The organism is Sporosarcina sp. Marseille-Q4063 (assembly GCF_018309085.1).
In the GTDB taxonomy this organism is placed as follows: Bacteria; Bacillota; Bacilli; order Bacillales_A; family Planococcaceae; genus Sporosarcina.
The window spans coordinates 1,021,867-1,039,992 of record NZ_CP070502.1 but is presented as its reverse complement, the minus strand read 5'-3'; the positions used below and the strand labels follow the sequence as shown (position 1 = coordinate 1,039,992).

Here is an 18,126-nt window from a genome sequence, read left to right as displayed (position 1 = left end):
AATTTTCATGCACAATTGTGAATTGTCATAAATGCACCGTGCACAGGTACCTATTTAAAGAGTTGTGGGTAAGTTTGCAAAAATAGGGAAATCATTTAATATCAGGGAAAAGATGAAGCGACGAAGTAAGGTTTAAAGGGTGATAAAGTGTCGGAAATAAAAGATGAAATCATTTTACGAGGGCTTAAAGAAAATAATTTGAAAAATGTTGATTTGAATATATCAAAAGAAAAAATCACCGTATTTACTGGTCTTTCAGGCTCGGGAAAGAGTTCGGTTGTATTTGATACATTAGCGGCAGAGAGCAGAAGACAAATGACTATGAACTATCCGCTCTATGTCAGAAATCAGATGCCGAAATATGAAAGGCCTCATGCCGATCTGATGCAAAACTTAAGCCCGGTTGTGGTTGTAGAGCAAAGGCCGATTGGAGGTAATTCCCGCTCGACTGTGGGCACGTATATGGATATACATCCATTGATCAGACTTTTGTTCTCGCGGATAGGAACGCCGTCAATAGAATCTGCCACTGATTTTTCGAGTCAAAGTTCTTTCGGCAGGTGCTCGGAATGTAGCGGGTACGGGGAGGTAGTTGCACCGGATTTAAATAAGATGGTCGATTTCGATAAGTCACTTCGGGATTATGCAGTGAAGTTCAAGCCGTTATCGCCTTCAGGTTGGCAAGGCAGATGGATGATGACCGGTGGATTATTTGATCCAGATAAACCGATCAAGGACTATTCGGAAGAAAAGCGCCAACTATTATTATATGGTCCCCCGAATGGTGAAAGAGTCTTTGCACCGTTTCATACAAAAAACGGACCTCAAGATCATGAGTGGGATGGTTTATTGCCAAGATTTGTACGCCTGTATATCAATAGAGATATCTCAAAGCTGAAACAAGTGTCACAAGATGACGTCTTCGCAGTATCATCACGTTCATTATGCCAAACCTGCCTTGGTTCAGGCTTAAATCCAAAAGTATTAGCATGTAGAATAAATGGCTTGAATATCGCAGAATACGATCAATTAGAACTTACAGAATTACTTGAAGAACTAACGAAGATAAATGATCCGTTGGGGGAGTCTATCGCGCTTCAAGCAATCCCGCATTTAAAACAACTCGTTGAAATGGGATTAGGCTATTTGGGCTTATCAAGAAAAATGGGCACCTTATCCGGCGGTGAAGCGCAAAGAGTGAAAATCGCTCGTCATTTGGGGAGCAGCCTAAACAATATCACATACATATTCGACGAACCGAGTGCAGGACTTCATCCAGAAGAAGTGGACATGTTAATACGAATGCTAAAAAGTATTAAAGAACACCATAATACCGTAATCGTTATCGAACATGACCTATCAGTCATCAGAGCGGCGGATGAAATTATAGAGATGGGCCCGGGAGCAGGTGTAAGTGGAGGAGAAGTTGTCTATCAGGGAAAATTAGAAGGATTGAAAAACTCTAAAGCTGTGACAACTTTAAACCACAAGCTAAAAATAAACAAACATCCAAGGGATATAAAAGAACATTTTACTATTAATAAAGCGAGTCACAATAACTTGAAAAATGTTAGCGTAAATATTCCTCGAAATGCTCTGGTCTCTGTATGCGGCGTATCTGGTTCGGGTAAAAGCTCCTTAATGGTGGAAGCATTCCCGGAAAGTTATCCAGAAACGATCCTGGTCGGGCATGGCAGGATAGGAATCTCTAACCGTTCGACGCTAGCTACTTATATGGGAATCATGGATGATCTTCGTTTAATCCTATCAAGGGAAACAGGGCAACCACCAGGATTATTTAGCTTTAACTCCATAGGGGCATGTCCTTTCTGCGAAGGAAAAGGCATAACAAAACCAGATGTAGCATTTGCGGATCCAGTGACTGTTACCTGTGAAGCGTGTAATGGATTGAGATATTCGGATGAAGCATTGTCATACCGATATCGAGGTAAAAATATAGCAGAGATTTTAGATTTAACGATTGTCGAGGCTATGAACTATTTTGATATGCCAAAGATCTTAAATAGGGTGAATACGCTGCGAGATGTAGGATTAGGGTATCTAACGTTAGGCCAGACGACGAGTTCTTTCAGCGGGGGAGAAGTTCAGCGTCTAAAACTTGCGAGCCACTTGCAAAAAGAAGGACAAATCTACCTATTAGATGAACCATCTTTAGGGTTGCACGCAAAAGATAATGGAAAACTCTTGGATGTATTTCAAAGTCTTGTCAGCAAGGGCAATTCCGTTATAATCATCGAACATAATTTGGATTTTATAGCGGCGAGCGACTGGGTCATAGAATTAGGTCCGGGCGGCGGAAAACAAGGCGGACATATTATATTTGAAGGCAAGCCGGAAGAGATGTTAACTGCGGAAACTTTGACTGCGGAATGGTTAAGTGACGGAGTTAAGGAAGGTATTTCATGAGCCTATCTCGCTTAGTGCAAGAGTTCATTTTACTTATTTTTATATTGGATATATACTGGCATTGTTCGGAAATAATAGTAGATTTGAATTAGCGTGAAAGTGACGAGTACTTAAATCAAGGAGGATTTTACAATGGCAAAAGATCGTTATCAACAAGGTTTAGACAAATTAATGGAACTGACTGTACCAGACAGCGACAACCCAACTGGCCATATGGATATTGGTGAGGGGTTTAAAGATGTTGCGCCTGATTTAAGCAAATATGTTGTTGAGTTTGCTTTTGGGGATATTTATTCGCGACCTGGGTTGGATAACAAACAAAAAGTTCTTACGACCATTTCAGCTCTGGTTGCACAAGGAACACCGCAGATTGAGATGCATGTAAAAACAGGCCTGACAGTAGGTTTAACACCGGAAGAAATCGTTGGTTGTATTATGCACCTCATCCCGTATACCGGATTTCCGCGTGCTCTGAATGCTTTAAAAGCCGCACAGAAAGTGTTTGAAGAAAGTGGCGTATCCGTTGCAACGTCTGATGATTGAATAGAAGATAAACAGTGGTACATAATGAAATGGTTCTAATCAATGGTTTTATGATTGGAGCCGTTTTATTTTGTCTTGGGATTTTACCTTTTCTGATCACCTTAAAATTTAAAAGGAAATATTATACGATAAACAAACTACCGTTGTCAACCACTAAATTTGCAATTTGTCAGAAAATATGGTACTATATAGTTATAACAGTTATTGAGACGGCATTCGTCAATCGTGCGCAACTTCTTCCAGATAGAATTTGAGTGCGATTTTTTGAATTGGAAAACTCGTTTTCGTTTCATACGGTCAAATGAACTTTATTGAAAGCGAGATAGTTAGGGAATAATGGGGTTAAAATAACTATCTGAATATATTATATAAGGAGAGTGGGTTAATGAATTTAATTAATGAAGAAATAACTCATAAAGTGTTTGGTGAAGGAAATATCGTGAATCATGAGGATTCTATCATTACCATTGAGTTTAATGAGGATATTAAAAAATTCGTTTATCCTGATGCTTTCGGAACATTTATAACACTAAATGACCGGACTACTGCAAAAACGATGAAGAAAGTCTTTTTGAAGAAGGAAATGGAAGAAGAAGCACTTGAAAGAAAACGTGAAGAACAAGCGCTTGAACAGCAGCGCATGGAAAAACTGAAGAATCTTAGAATTCATGAAAGCTCACAAGTTGTTTTCTGGCTGGACGAAGAAGAGCAACAAAATGTATTTGTCGACTGGCAAGTATCTACTGGCCAGGTTCAAAGCGGAGCAAATAAAGGGCAGCCAAACAGAGCAGCTCGTTTGCGTCCGAACAGTGCAGGTCTTCTGACTGCAAGAGATTCGGATCAACCAGAAACAGAAAGACAGATTCTTGGTCTCTACATGATAAATGAAGCTTTTTCCGGCGAACTTAGCGATGACGGAATGGTGCCGTCTCATGAAGAATTTAGAATCGAGCTCACGGATCAAGAAGCAGAGAAAATGCTTTTCTGGAACTATTATATCAATAAGAACTATCCTGATCGAACTGCATGGAATTCGGGTAAATATCGTTATTTTGATAATATTTGGACCGCACAAATCTTAAAGGATATCATTGCATTAAGAACAGATGAAGAGCAAATTAAAGAAGCTGAAAACTTTCTGGAATACTTCTGTCAAATGAATGCCCTTGACATGAATGACATCCCTGAGGCGGACGGCGCTTTAAAGCAATAACTAGATAAACAAAGTGAATTCTTCGACAGGCGCTTAGAAACACGAGCGCCTTTTTTTATTTTCCGACGAAGCCATCTTTGACCAATCTAAAATCTTTTGCCCACTTTTGGAAATTTGATTTCTTGGTTCCTGGGCGATTGCGGTGCGCGCAAAAGAACTATCTGAAAGGCTGGAGTGAGTGATGATTAAAAAGCTTCTTGGAATTTTATTAATAGCTGCGGGAACAATGTTTGGATTCATTAGTATAGGACTTGTGTTTTCAGATGGACTATTTAATATTTTGTTTATGATTATTTTTGCATATCCACTTTATATTTTAGGCCAGTGGATGCGATTGGCACGGAGGATTTCAAGATCAAGTATTTAAGATTTACTGCCGCTTATTTTTAATTTATCATATTAATTCCATCAATATTTATATTGTATGACGAATACTCAAAATTAAAAGGCGGAACACTTTCTCGTGTAGATTACTTATGGTTTGAACTAACATCCTCTCCAAATGTTTCGGGCTTACTCATCGCGGTATTCATCATTTTTGTATTATCCTTATTTCCTAAAATATTATTTGGATGGCCTCATGGTGGGAAAAAATTAACGTTATTTGTAATTGTAATGTTGATAACATTTTCCAGCATGTTGTATGTACTATGGAATGATTACAGGGGGATTCATGAAACCGAAGGAATTGTAACATCAAGGTGGACGGGAGCAGAAGAGCAGATTAAATGGGAGCAAATCGAAAGCGTGACAATCACTCCTTATATGAAGAAAAGGCAGAAAGGTAAATATCGATACGATTTATCGTTTACATGGAATTTTCTATTCGTAGAAACAAATGGATCAAGAACTGAATTTGAAAAAATGGGACTGTCGGAATACCATTTATATGAGGCGCGGGCGGTTAAAGATAAAATAGTGAAAGAAAACATCCCGCTATTGGTAGTGGAAATGGATGATAAAACGAGAAAGTATTATGAAACAGACCTCGACATTCATAAGTTAAACCGGAAAAAGTTTGATGAATTTTTCTTGCAGTAGTTGAAACCGTTTTAGGTACCTGTGCAAGACACTACTCAGTCAATTCACTACAATTGCATAAAATGAAAAAGGGATATCGACTGCATAACGCTTTGTCATATCTCAATTTATTTTTATCCACACTCCTGAATTGTCATAAATGCACCTTGCACAGGTACCTATTTTTTCTGTAAAAATAGGTACCTATTTTTATTCATTAGAAGCCGCTTCAAAGTCGACTGTAACTGACTTTCGAAGCGGCCTTTTTTGATTTCGATAGTTTGTTGGAAAGACACCTATTTAAGAGGTTCTAAATCCTCTTCACCATCATAAAATGAATGGAATCAACGTTCAAAAAACGAATAAGGGGACAAGAATATGTATTCCATTCATTTTTATGAAGGTAACACCTATGTACTAAACATAGCATCAAGAATCATACCTTCCGTCAATGAGAAAGTTAGAATAAAAGGACGTAACGGAATAGTGATCAAGGTTCAGGAGATGGAGGATAACAGACATTTCGTATTTGTCGAGTTTGAAAAACTAGTGGTTAAAAGCAAACCAGATTTAAGAAAGAGGAAAAGATGATAAATTCCATAATACCGAAAAGCCAGCGATAAAATACTTAACTTGTTCCGTTCACTGATACCCGTTTTAGGTACCTGTGCAAGACACTACTCAGTCAATTCACTACAATTGTATAAAGTGAAAAAGGGCTATCGACTGCGTAACGCTTTGTCGATATCCTTTTTATTATTATCCACATTCGTGAATTGTCATAAATGCACCTTGCACAGGCACCTATTTTTTTGCGAAAATAGGTACCTATTTTTTCTGTAAAAATAGGTACCTATTTATCACGTGGATTTAATGGTCTTTTTAGGACAATTAATTCGTAGGGGTTGAGGCGTGTGAATTCTCCGGGTATTTCATCTGTTTTTGTCTGTCCGGGTAAATGATTGGTTGCGAGTACTTGCCATTTGCCTGATGAAGGTAAGTGGAGCTGCCAATGTTTATTGGTTGGATTCATATAAATCGCGAAGTCCTCATTGTCTCCAAAGAGTGTGAAGCCGAAAACAGGCGCGGGTGTGTCTAGGACTTGGAATCGTTCTTGAATATCTTGTTTTGAGCGGAGGCGGAAGATGCGATATTTTCTTCTGATTGCGATGAGTTTTTTGATGAATTGTATATGCTCATCTTCGGATTCTCGCATTTTCCAGTCCAATTGGTTGATGTGATCGCCGGAAATATAGCTGTTTTCATCGCCTTGTTTGCTTCTGAACCATTCCTGACCTGCATGAAGAAAGGGCACGCCTTGACTTAATAAGGTGATGCCGGTAGCGAGTTGATGCATTTTCTTTTTCATGTCTGCACTAGACTGCGGGTTGGTAAGTTGGAGCCGATCCCAAAGTGTATGGTTGTCATGACATTCTACATAATTAATGGTCTGGTTTACTTCGGAAACAAAAGGAGCTCCGAATTTGTCTAAAACAGATCCTGACACCAGATTGGGCAACCGTTCGATAAATCGGCCATCACCATTTATATACCCCTTATCATCTGCGTTAAATAAATTCCCCTTTACCGAATCCCGGAAATAATCATTAAAGAAGCGTATGTCCGCTAATTGATTTGAATTAGAGGAAGTTGCCTTCATTTCGGTAGGCAAGGCTGTGGGCAAATCCCATCCTTCCCCGAGCAACATAATTGGTGTTACTTCCACGGCGCAACGGTCGCGAATTTTCTGGATTGTTTCAATATCCATTGCGCCCATCAGGTCAAAACGAAACCCGGCCACGCGGTATTCTGAAAGCCAAAAGTCTATCGTATCCAAAATGAATTTTTGCGCCATTTTTCGTTCTGTCGCGAAATCATTGCCTACCCCCGTACCATTGCTTAAATTTCCATCAGCATGATAACGGAAATAATAGCCGGGCACTAATTTTTCAAAAGCAGATTCCTCCATTACGAACACATGATTATAAACAACGTCGAGAATGACGGATATGCCTGCTTGATGGAATGCATGAATCATTTCTTTGCTTTCTTTTATTCTAGAGATAGGATTTTCAGGGGCGGTGGAATAACTTCCTTCTGGCACCTGAAAATAGAGTGGATCATAGCCCCAATTATAATCTTTTTCGGGTTGTTGCTCGTTCACACGGGCAAAATCATTTATTGGCAAAATTTGAACATGAGTGCAGCCTAGTTCCTTAATATATGAAATCCCCGTTGAATAGCCGTTTTCCGTTGTTGTATTTGCTTCAGTCAACCCTAAAAATTTCCCTTTGTTATAAATACCTCCGGCTTCCTGCATCGTCGCGTCTCTGACATGCAGTTCATAAATGATAGCATCCTGTAAATGTTGCTGTTCGGGTCTGATATGTTCGGCGAAACCGGCGGGATTGGTCTTTGATAGATCGACGACAACACTTTTCTCACTGTTGACAAGCAATGCTTTTGAGTAAGGGTCGTTCACGCGAGTGGTTTGTCCATTGACAGTAACTTCGTATTGATAAGGAAACTCGTGCCAATTTCCAGAAATCTTGCTGGACCAAATCCCATTCTTTCCACGTTTTAGCGCATATATTTGATCGCCAAGAAAGAGCGTTACACACGTTGCAGTTGGTGCCCATACGGAAAAAGTGGTTGCTGTTTCTTCATATACAGCTCCCAATTCGGTCTCCAAACAGGAATAACGTTTTTCAAACCAATCTGTTCGAACAATTGCGCGTGGATAAATAGGTACACGCAGTTTCCCCCAATTCAAAAATAGGTCTTCTCCCATTGGCAGTTCATCTACCAAAGTCATGCGTACAATAGTAGCGTCGATTGCATGATCCAGCTTTACAGGAAAATACTTATCCATCGCTGCCCAGTGAATAATAGGCGGATTTGTTTCCTTCATAACTGCGGCTGCATCTGGAACTTTTACCGTTAAAACAAATACATCATCTATCCATGCCGCAAGATTCTTCATAATATAACACCTCATCTATACATTTCTTCTAATTAGTATATGATTCTATCGTTGTTTTTGGAAGTTGTCAGGTTTTTCAAGTTTTTTTACCTGACTGACTTTATAGGGTACATCAAAAATGTCGAAAAATGTAGTTATTTGTTCAGACAATTCGAAAGATTTTTTAGGTTAAGTGTTGTATACTATATTATCAATAGAATAAATATGTAATATTCTCTATAATTCTACATCAAGAGAATATACTATTTCTATGCATCGCTGATTGAAAGTATGGGGAATTTCCCTGTCTTTTAAACTGAACTATTGGAAAAAAATATTATTAATGATTGATTAATAAATTGCAAGTTACATCATGGGGGGCAGATTTATGGATTATTATATTTCTGATGAAGACCTTTTTTTATTTCATCAGGGCACGAATTACTATAGTCAAAATTTGTTGGGGTGCCATCCCATCGAATGGGAAGGGCAAAGTGGTTATCGTTTTGCGGTTTGGGCACCGAATGCCAGTGATATTCATGTTGTGGGCGACTTTAACCTATGGAAAGGAAACGCACACGGATTAAAACGGATAACAGAAGCTGGCCTTTGGATCGGTTTTTTTACAGATATTAGTGAAAATACTTCCTATAAATACGAAGTGCATTCACAAAATGGCTCGGTAGTAATGAAAGCAGATCCATATGCACTTGAATCCGAGATTCGGCCAGCAACCGCATCCGTCACGCCAACTAATTCTACCTATGAATGGAAGGACCAGGCATGGCAGAAAGCAAAAGAAACACTAGATCCCTTTGCGGCACCGATTAACATCTATGAAGTACATCTTGGATCGTGGAAGACCAAACAAAGCAAGCAATTGGAAGAATGGGAGACAAAAGACGCAAGCGAATTTTATACCTACCGGGAACTAGCCGAAACATTGGTTCCTTATGTCAAATCGCTCGGCTTCACCCATATAGAACTTATGCCTCTCGCTGAACATCCATACGATCCATCATGGGGCTATCAAATCACCGGATACTTTTCAGTCACATCGCGTTATGGATCGCGGGATGATTTTAAGTATTTTGTTGATCAATGTCATCAGCATGATTTAGGCGTCATTATGGATTGGGTGCCCGGTCATTTCTGTAAGGATGAATTTGGATTACGTCAATTTGATGGACAAGCATTATATGAGTATAGTGATCCGCGTAAAGCGGAAAAGAAATCGTGGGGAACATTAACCTTCGATTTTGGACGGCCCGAGGTGCAAAGTTTTTTAATTTCAAATGCCATGTTTTGGGCAGAGGAATATCACATTGACGGAATTCGAGTCGATGCGGTCGCTAGCATGATTTACCTGAACTTCGACAAAGCAGACGGAGAAGAGAAAATCTATAACACTTACGGTGAAGAAGAAAACTTGGAAGCCATCGCGTTTATTCGCAAATTGAATGAAGCAATGGGTGCTTATCATCCGAGTGTGCTCATGATGGCTGAGGATAGTTCCGATTTACCGCTCATTACGGCGCCGACCTATAGCGGGGGACTTGGCTTCGACTTTAAATGGAATATGGGTTGGATGAACGACATGCTGAAATATATGGCAAGCGATCCGGTTCATCGGAAATGGCATCATGAATTACTTACTTTCTCGTTTATGTATACCTATTCGGAGAAATTTCTACTGCCACTATCACATGATGAAGTAGTTCATGGTAAGAAATCCTTACTAGATAAAATGCCAGGAGACCAGTGGCAGAAATTTGCCAACTTGAGATTGCTCTATGGCTATATGATGACTCACCCCGGTAAAAAGTTATTATTTATGGGGGGAGAATTGGGACAATATGCGGAATGGAAAGATCGGGAGGAACTTGACTGGCACTTATTGGAATATCCGCTCCACCGAGGGATAAAAAAATATGTAGAAGTACTAAATCAATTTTACCGCGCATACCCTGAGCTTTATGAGTTGGATCATGACCCGGAAGGATTTAAATGGATTGACCCTCATAATGTTGAACAAAGTATCATCGCTTTCCAGAGGTTTGGTACTAGTAAAGAAGATTCGTTAGTTATCGTTTGTAATTTCACGCCAAATGTCATTTATGACTATAAAATCGGCGTGCTGGAACCTGGAACATATAAAGAAGTTTTTAATTCAGATGCGGATGTGTTCGGGGGATCGGGTCAGCTAAATGAAGCAGTGCATTTCACGTTTCCGGAGAAATGGCATCATGCAGACCAACATATAAAAATAAAAGTACCCCCTTTAGCAATTGCTATTTTTAAACGTGAAAAAACGAATAATAAGGAGGCAAATCAATGAAGAACTGTGTGGGTATGTTGTTAGCTGGAGGGGAAGGTAAACGATTGGGGTTATTAACGAAAGATCTTGCAAAACCGGCGGTACCTTTTGGCGGTAAATATCGAATTATCGATTTTGCATTAAGCAATTGCGCGAATTCCAGTTTGCATCGGGTAGGGGTTATGACTCAATATTCACCACTTGAATTAAATAAACATATCGGAAATGGCGGCCCGTGGGGAATGGGGGGGCTGAATAGTGGTATGCAGGTTTTATCTCCATACACTGCACAAGATGGCGGCGCCTGGTATTCAGGTACAGCTGATGCCATTTATCAAAACATTCTATACATCGATAGTTATGACCCGGAATATGTACTCGTTATTTCTGGCGATCATATTTATCAAATGGATTACACAAAACTTCTGCAACATCATAAGGAAACAGGTGCGGATGCGACGATTTCCGTTAAACCAGTTTCATGGGAAGAAGCGCCACGGTTCGGCATTCTGAATACAACAGAGGACTTGCAAATATATGAGTTCGATGAAAAGCCTAAAAAGCCAAAAAGTAATTTAGCTTCCATGGGAATCTATATATTTAATTGGTCAAATTTAAAGGCTTATTTACTGGATGATGCTGCGAATGAACAGTCCAGTCATGATTTTGGAAATGATATCATTCCAGCCATGGTAGATGATGGTTTGAAACTGTTTGCTTATCGTTTTGATAATTACTGGAAAGATGTTGGAACAATTGAAAGCTATTGGGAAGCGAATATGGATTTACTTGACGAGGATTTACAGTTTCTCTTAAACGATAAGAATTGGAGGACTTATTCGAATGAATCGAATATCCCGCCACAATATATTGGTGAAACTGCAGTTGTGAAGCATTCACTTATTAACTCCGGTTGCTGGATAAGTGGCACAGTGGAAAATTCAATCGTATTCGAGAATGTAGCAATTGAAAAAAACAGCATTGTATCCCAATCCATTTTACATCCGGGCGTAAAAGTGGGCCGAAATGTTGTTTTGGAAAGAGTGATTGTGATGGGAGATACTGATATACCAGATGGAACCCATATCCAAGTTCAAGCGGATGAAGAACCGCTCGTGATCGATCAAGAATCATTAATTGATTTATTATTAACAGCAAAAGTCTAAGGGGGCAGACAGATGGAAACCATGATGGGTTTGATTAATTTAGAGCATGAGCACCACTTTTTTCACGAATTAACTTATTTTCGCTCGGGCGCTTCTATCCCGTTTGCGGGGAGGTATCGTTTAATAGATTTCCCGCTTTCCAATATGGGAGATTCGGGTGTTGAAGAGATAGCTGTTTTCACTTCCAGTAAATACCGTTCATTAATGGATCATTTGGAGACGGGGGAAAATTGGGGGTTGGGCAGGCAAAATGGCGGTTTGTTTATCTTGCCGCCAGACTGGAATGATCCGTCTGACATTTCAAAAGGCGACTTGCGATTTTTCCATAATAATCGCGATTATTTTAATCGTGGTAAATCGGCCTATGTTCTAGTGAGCGGGGGGCAGTATGTTTCTAATACTGAGTATTCGGATGCATTTAAATTCCATCTTGAGCGGAAAGCAGATATCACGCTTATATCGACGCAACAAAAATCATTAAATGCGGAACACGAATCCTGCTATCGAATTGAGAAGGACGAGGAAGGCTGGGTTACAAAAATAACGAATGATTTGAACAATCATGAACTATTTACAAGCGTGTATATTATTAATAAGGAATTATTAATGTCACTCGTGGATCAATGTATCGCCCACAACGAAGATCACTTTTTTGTGCATGGCATAAAGGAAAGGCTCGCTGATTTAAAAGTGCAAACTTATGAAAATAAGGAATACGGCGTATTTGTAAACTCGATTGAAAGTTATTATAGACATAATATGAATTTATTGAATGAAGAGAATTACCGCGCATTATTTTATAAACAACCATTCATCCGGACAAAAATAGGTAATCAACCACCAACGAAATACCGAACAGGCGCGATTGTGAAAAAATCGATTTTAGGCAATGGTTGTCAAATCGATGGAGACGTAGAAGGCAGTATATTATTTCGAGGGGTTTCAGTAGAAGAGGGCGCCACTATTAAAAACTCCATTATCATGCAACGTTGTAAAATTGAAGCGGGTGTTTATTTGGAAAATGTCATCCTGGATAAAGATGTGCATGTTACAGCTAATCAAAAATTAATCGGATCGAAAGAAAAGCCATATGTCGTCGCAAAAAGTACAACATTGTGATTGACACCCCGGACTACGATATAGGAGAGATCAACAATGGAAAAAATATTATTTGTCGCATCAGAATGCACACCCTTTGTTAAAACAGGCGGACTTGCAGATGTAATCGGGTCTCTTCCGCAAGCGTTGCAAACGAATGAAAGAGTCGATGTACGTGTGATTTTGCCTCTTTATGATGAAATCGACGGGGAATGGCGGGAACAAATGACCTACCATACCTCTTTCAATGTGGAATTCGGCTGGCGTAATCAGGAAGTACGCATTTATACGTTAACCCATCAAAACATACTGTATTATTTTGTTTCGAATCCGTATTATTTCACGAGAAAAGGGATCTACGGCTATTATGATGACGGGGAGCGCTTTGTCTTTTTTAGCCATGCGGTGATAGAAGCACTCCATCATCTCGACTTTACACCAGATATCTTGCACGCGCATGACTGGCAAGCAGGAATCGCTGTCGCGCTTGCAAAAATTAAACAGCCGATTGCCCATATGAAAACCGTGTTTACAATCCATAACATAAAGTACCAAGGTCTCATGAAACTGGATACCTATTCCGACTTCTTCCAATTACCAGATGAACACATCGCGGGAATGGAATGGAACGGTATGTTGAATTGCCTGAAGAGCGCCCTGTTTCATGCAGATAAAATCACGACAGTGAGCCCGACTTATGCGGAGGAGATCAAGGACCCCTACTTTAGCGAGGGGCTCGAATCGATTCTATTAGAAAGAGAAGCGGACTTGGTGGGAATATTAAACGGGATTGATACAAAAGAATATAATCCATTAACGGACCCTGCCGTTCCTGTACCTTTTCGATCTTCAAGAATTAAAAAGAAAGAAAACAAGTTACTTATACAGGAAAGAGTTGGCTTGCCGATTGACGCGGATAAGCCGCTATACACAATCATTACCCGGCTAGTTGAACAAAAGGGGTTGCATCTAGTGGAACATATTTTAGATGCGTTTCTTGAAAATGACGTTCAACTAATTATTTTAGGGACCGGGGATGCCGAATTTGAACACTTTTTCAGAGAAGCTGTTGACCGCCATCCCAATAAATTAGTGACCATGTTGACATTTGATGAGGCGTTGGCCCGTCAATTATATGCAGCATCAGACTTTTTTATCATGCCATCATTATTTGAACCTTGCGGATTGGCGCAGCTTATTGCCTTGCAGTATAAATCCGTGCCGATTGTACGTGAAACTGGGGGGCTAAAAGATACCGTTCATGCCTATAATGAGGTGACGGATGAAGGAAATGGTTTTAGTTTTACGAATTATAATGCACATGACCTCTTGACTGTTTTGAACTATTCGTTATCAATCTTTCATCAGCCCGTGCAGTGGACGAAACTAGGTCAGAATGTGAATAAAAGTCGATTTAGCTGGAAAGAATCAGCACATGAATACACGGCGCTTTACCGCAGATTAATAGAAAGTAAAATGCCACACGACGAAGGTGAAGGTGTGGACAGATTGAAGTTTCAGGTGCAAGAAGTTTAACCATTATGCGCCATAAGGGAGAGAAGTTTTTTGCCTGAACTAACAGTAGATGAGTTTATTGATAAAATGGGTCATAAATTAAAACAAGAAACGGGAAAAGATCTACACGATGCTCGTAATAGCGATATTTATTATGTAATTGCTTCTATTGTAAATGAAGAAATGATGCCGCAATGGGAAGCTACAACAAAGAAGTATGAAGAAAAAATGAATAAACAAGTTTACTATTTATCTATGGAGTTTTTAATTGGCAGTTTGCTCAAAAGCAATTTGCTTAATTGCGAGATGCTGGATATTTCAAATCAAGCCCTTCAAAAGCTCGGTTTCAATCCGGAAGAAGTATATGGTCAGGAGCATGATGCTGGTTTAGGAAACGGTGGATTAGGCCGTTTAGCAGCATGTTTCCTTGATTCGTTAGCTTCACTGAAATATGCTGGTCATGGTTTTGGCATCAGATACCGTTATGGTTTATTTGAACAGCGAATTATTCATGGAAATCAGATTGAACTCCCTGATAATTGGTTAAAGAACCCGTATCCATGGGAAACCAGGCGGGCGGATGAAGCGGTTAGTATTAATTTTCGCGGGGATGTCAGCATGTTTCAGAAACAAGATGGCAATCTTGAATTTAAATATGAAAATACGGACAAAGTAATGGCTGTTCCGTATGATATTCCCATTATCGGTTATCAAAATGGCGTCACGAATACACTCAGGCTTTGGAGTGCCGAACCGGTAAAAGCGCATGAAGACTTTGCAGATGAAAGTTCAAATTATTACCATGAACTGGATCATCAGCATTCGATTGAACAAATTTCCGGTTATCTGTATCCGGATGATTCCCAATATGAAGGGAAAGAGCTGCGATTAAAGCAACAATACTTTCTTGTTTCCGCGAGTTTGCAACAAATCATAAAAACCTACCAGCAAAATAATCAAAAGTCTCTAAAGCACTTGGCAGAAAAGGTTGTCATACAAATAAATGATACGCATCCAACTTTGGCAATCCCGGAACTTATGCGAATATTGTTAGACGAAGCTAAATTCAGCTGGGATAATGCTTGGAAGGTAACGACAAAAGTCATCGCTTACACGAATCATACGACATTAAGTGAGGCATTTGAAAAATGGCCGGTAGAGATGATGAAGCAGCTATTACCAAGAATTTATATGATTATTGATGAAATTAATGAACGATTTTGTAAAGGGATTTGGTTTGACCATCAGGAATTAAGGGAGGATATTCCCGAGCTGGCAGTTATAGCTGATGGACAGATTCACATGGCGCGTCTGGCGATTGTAGGTAGTTTTAGTGTAAATGGTGTAGCCAAATTACATACGGAAATATTAAAAAAACAGGAAATGAAGCACTTTTATTCACTTTTCCCTGAACGTTTTAATAATAAGACGAATGGAATTACCCACCGCCGCTGGTTGCTACAGGCAAATCCAAAACTATCAGCACTTATCACGGAATCTATAGGCTCACAATGGATTCAGCGTCCGAATCAGCTAATCAACCTGTTAAAGTATTCGAGTGATCAGCCTTTTTTAGAAAAGGTCAATCAAGTAAAACTTGAAAATAAACAGATTTTGGCTAAGCTCATCCATGACCGTACAGGTATTCTAGTGGATGATCAATCGATTTTTGACGTGCAAGTAAAACGATTGCATGAATATAAGCGGCAATTGCTGAAGGTTTTTCACATAATGTACTTGTATGATCAGTTAAAAGCCTGCCCGAATATGGATATCACACCACGGACTTTTATATTCGGAGCAAAAGCAGCACCAAGTTATCATTTAGCCAAAGAGGTTATTAAACTCATTCATAAGGTCGCAACGATTGTAAATAACGATCCGGATATCCGAGATAAGCTAAAAGTCGTTTTTATAGAGAATTACAATGTGAGTCTAGCAGAACGCATCATACCTGCCGCCGATGTTAGTGAACAAATTTCAACAGCCGGGAAAGAAGCGTCAGGCACAGGGAATATGAAGCTGATGATGAATGGTGCTTTAACCGTCGGCACATTGGATGGTGCGAATGTTGAAATTAAACAAGAAGTCGGGAATCAAAACATTTTCATTTTCGGCTTAAAATCTGATGAAGTCATACAGTATAATAATCAAGGCGGCTATCGCGCAATGGATTTATATCATAGTGATGACCGTATCAGCAGGATTCTTGATCAATTAAATAATGGATTCGGCACCGATGAAATTGAATTTAAAGATATCTACTACAATATTCTGTATAACAATGATCCTTATTTTGTGTTAAAAGACTTCGAACCTTATTTGGAAATACAAGAGCATGTGGAGCAAGTATACCGAGATAAATTAAAATGGCTCTCCATGAGCGTGACGAACATCGCGTATTCAGGCAAGTTTTCAAGCGACCGAACAATCAAGGAATACGCAACAGAGATATGGAAGGTCAAGCCGGTGTAACGGGAGAATTTTTAGGTACTTTTTTAGGTACCTTTTTTAGGTACCTGTGCAAGACACTACTCAGTTAATTCACTACAATTGCATAAAACTAAAAAGGGATACCGACTTTATAACGCTTTGTCGATTCCTTTTTGAATTTTTATCCAAATCGATGAATTGTCATAAATGGGTCGTGCACAGGTACCTACTTGCTGGTACCTACTTGCTTATAAAAAGAATCCGCTTGGAAAGTCGATTGTTACTGACTTTCCAGCGGCTTTTTATTTTTAGTTATTCTTTATCTAAAAACAGTTTTACCATACGACGTACGTCATCGGTTGACTTTGTATCCATTAGTTGGTTTCTGAGTTCGCCTGCTCCTTTAAATCCACGAATATAGATTTTGAAAAATCGTAGAAGAGCTTTAAATGGACGTGGTTCTATTTCATTTGAATATTTATCGTGGAGATCTAACTGTAAAAATAATAGATCGAGAAATTCCTCCACACTATGTTCTCTAGGTTCTTTTTCAAAAGCAAATGGATTCGTGAAAACGCCGCGACCAATCATTACGCCATCAACACCGTATTGTTCTACTAATTTTAATCCTGTAGCACGGTCAGGAATGTCTCCATTAATTGTCAACAGTGTATTTGGTGCAATTTCATCTCGCATTTTATTTATTTCAGGGATTAGTTCCCAGTGTGCATCTACTTTACTCATTTCTTTTTTCGTACGAAGGTGAATGGATAGGTTCGCAATACCTTGTTTGAATATATGACCTAACCAATCGCGCCATTCATCAAGGTCGACATAGCCTAATCTTGTTTTAACACTAACTGGCAATCCACCAGCTTTTGCTGCTTGAATAATTTCCGCTGCCACTTCTGGACGACGTATTAATCCAGCACCTTTTCCTTTTGCCGCCACATTTTGTACTGGGCATCCCATATTTAAATCGATTCCTTTAAACCCGAGTTTTTTCATATCGATACTCATTTGTTCAAATAACTCAGGCTTATCGCCCCAAATATGAGCGACAATCGGTTGTTCATCTTCTGTGAATGTTAAACGACCTCGTACACTAGCTCTTCCGTCAGGGTGACAATAGCTTTCAGTGTTTGTAAATTCTGTGAAAAAAACATCTGGCCTTGCTGCTTCACTAATGACGTGACGAAACACAACGTCCGTGACATCTTCCATCGGTGCTAATATAAAAAACGGCTTCGGTAAATCAAGCCAAAAATTATCCTTGTTGCTCAAAATTTATATCCTCCTATTGCAATATAGATAAACGATACTTATCCATTGCAAAATCCTTTATTCATCTTCAATTGACTTATACCTTTTACACTTATACCACGTATCACTTCATCTTTACAAGTATTCATTTTTAGGTACCTGTGCAAGA

At 39.3% G+C, this 18,126-nt stretch carries 12 protein-coding genes; 10 read left to right on the top strand and 2 right to left on the bottom strand.

Translation table 11 applies throughout. From position 1 onward, the window contains the following. Positions 1 to 147: 147 nt before the first annotated feature. The 5 genes from JSQ81_RS05295 to JSQ81_RS05275 all read left to right on the top strand — a co-directional run bounded on the left by JSQ81_RS05295 (position 148) and on the right by JSQ81_RS05275 (position 5,224). The gene (locus tag JSQ81_RS05295; protein WP_212606674.1) at positions 148 to 2,427 is read left to right on the top strand and encodes an excinuclease ABC subunit UvrA; all 2,280 of its coding nucleotides are present in this window, start codon (positions 148 to 150) and stop codon (positions 2,425 to 2,427) included. Positions 2,428 to 2,559: 132 nt separating this feature from the next. Next, on the top strand, positions 2,560 to 2,970 hold the full coding sequence (locus tag JSQ81_RS05290; protein ID WP_212606673.1) for a carboxymuconolactone decarboxylase family protein: 411 nt from the start codon (positions 2,560 to 2,562) through the stop codon (positions 2,968 to 2,970). Positions 2,971 to 3,355: 385 nt separating this feature from the next. Continuing rightward, entirely contained in the window at positions 3,356 to 4,183 is an 828-nt protein-coding gene (locus tag JSQ81_RS05285) for a malate synthase (protein ID WP_212606672.1), read from the top strand. Positions 4,184 to 4,364: 181 nt separating this feature from the next. Further along, positions 4,365 to 4,550 carry a hypothetical protein gene (locus JSQ81_RS05280; protein WP_212606671.1) on the top strand — a complete coding sequence of 62 codons (186 nt, stop codon included), beginning with the start codon at positions 4,365 to 4,367 and terminating at the stop codon, positions 4,548 to 4,550. 53 nt (positions 4,551 to 4,603) lie between these two features. After that, entirely contained in the window at positions 4,604 to 5,224 is a 621-nt protein-coding gene (locus JSQ81_RS05275; protein ID WP_212606670.1) for a hypothetical protein, read from the top strand. A gap of 832 nt (positions 5,225 to 6,056) precedes the next feature. Here JSQ81_RS05275 and pulA read toward each other — a convergent pair. Continuing rightward, complete coding sequence (gene pulA, locus JSQ81_RS05270) at positions 6,057 to 8,186, bottom strand: type I pullulanase (RefSeq protein WP_212606669.1); 2,130 nt, start codon at positions 8,184 to 8,186, stop codon at positions 6,057 to 6,059. Positions 8,187 to 8,553: 367 nt separating this feature from the next. Between pulA and glgB the strand changes: the two genes are divergently transcribed. From glgB to JSQ81_RS05245, 5 genes are read left to right on the top strand one after another with little or no spacing between them, the layout of a single operon-like run. Beyond that, complete coding sequence (glgB, locus tag JSQ81_RS05265) at positions 8,554 to 10,503, top strand: 1,4-alpha-glucan branching protein GlgB (protein ID WP_212606668.1); 1,950 nt, start codon at positions 8,554 to 8,556, stop codon at positions 10,501 to 10,503. Next, positions 10,500 to 11,648 (top strand): glucose-1-phosphate adenylyltransferase, encoded by a 1,149-nt coding sequence (locus tag JSQ81_RS05260; RefSeq protein WP_212606667.1) that lies wholly within the window; start codon positions 10,500 to 10,502, stop codon positions 11,646 to 11,648. Before glgB ends, JSQ81_RS05260 begins: the two co-directional genes overlap by 4 nt. Before the next feature lie 12 nt (positions 11,649 to 11,660). Further along, a complete protein-coding gene (glgD, locus tag JSQ81_RS05255) occupies positions 11,661 to 12,767 on the top strand; it encodes a glucose-1-phosphate adenylyltransferase subunit GlgD (RefSeq protein WP_212606666.1) in 1,107 nt (368 codons plus the stop codon). A 36-nt stretch (positions 12,768 to 12,803) separates the two neighbouring features. Continuing rightward, positions 12,804 to 14,282, top strand: coding sequence for a glycogen synthase GlgA (glgA, locus tag JSQ81_RS05250; protein ID WP_212606665.1), 1,479 nt, complete (start codon positions 12,804 to 12,806; stop codon positions 14,280 to 14,282). A 30-nt stretch (positions 14,283 to 14,312) separates the two neighbouring features. Further along, on the top strand, positions 14,313 to 16,736 hold the full coding sequence (locus JSQ81_RS05245; protein ID WP_212606664.1) for a glycogen/starch/alpha-glucan phosphorylase: 2,424 nt from the start codon (positions 14,313 to 14,315) through the stop codon (positions 16,734 to 16,736). A 270-nt stretch (positions 16,737 to 17,006) separates the two neighbouring features. Here JSQ81_RS05245 and JSQ81_RS05240 read toward each other — a convergent pair whose 3' ends face one another. Continuing rightward, the gene (locus JSQ81_RS05240) at positions 17,007 to 17,918 is read right to left on the bottom strand and encodes a tRNA dihydrouridine synthase (RefSeq protein WP_212607555.1); all 912 of its coding nucleotides are present in this window, start codon (positions 17,916 to 17,918) and stop codon (positions 17,007 to 17,009) included. Positions 17,919 to 18,126: the final 208 nt, after the last annotated feature.

Bases quoted from the DNA above. Each gene is read 5' to 3' on its own strand.
- JSQ81_RS05260 (WP_212606667.1), top strand. From the start codon at position 10,500: ATGAAGAACTGTGTGGGTATGTTGTTAGCTGGAGGGGAAGGTAAACGA.
- glgA (WP_212606665.1), top strand. From the start codon at position 12,804: ATGGAAAAAATATTATTTGTCGCATCAGAATGCACACCCTTTGTTAAA.
- JSQ81_RS05240 (WP_212607555.1), bottom strand. From the start codon at position 17,918: ATGGAAGATGTCACGGACGTTGTGTTTCGTCACGTCATTAGTGAAGCA.
- glgD (WP_212606666.1), top strand. From the start codon at position 11,661: ATGGAAACCATGATGGGTTTGATTAATTTAGAGCATGAGCACCACTTT.
- JSQ81_RS05290 (WP_212606673.1), top strand. From the start codon at position 2,560: ATGGCAAAAGATCGTTATCAACAAGGTTTAGACAAATTAATGGAACTG.
- JSQ81_RS05285 (WP_212606672.1), top strand. From the start codon at position 3,356: ATGAATTTAATTAATGAAGAAATAACTCATAAAGTGTTTGGTGAAGGA.
- JSQ81_RS05280 (WP_212606671.1), top strand. From the start codon at position 4,365: ATGATTAAAAAGCTTCTTGGAATTTTATTAATAGCTGCGGGAACAATG.
- pulA (WP_212606669.1), bottom strand. From the start codon at position 8,186: ATGAAGAATCTTGCGGCATGGATAGATGATGTATTTGTTTTAACGGTA.
- glgB (WP_212606668.1), top strand. From the start codon at position 8,554: ATGGATTATTATATTTCTGATGAAGACCTTTTTTTATTTCATCAGGGC.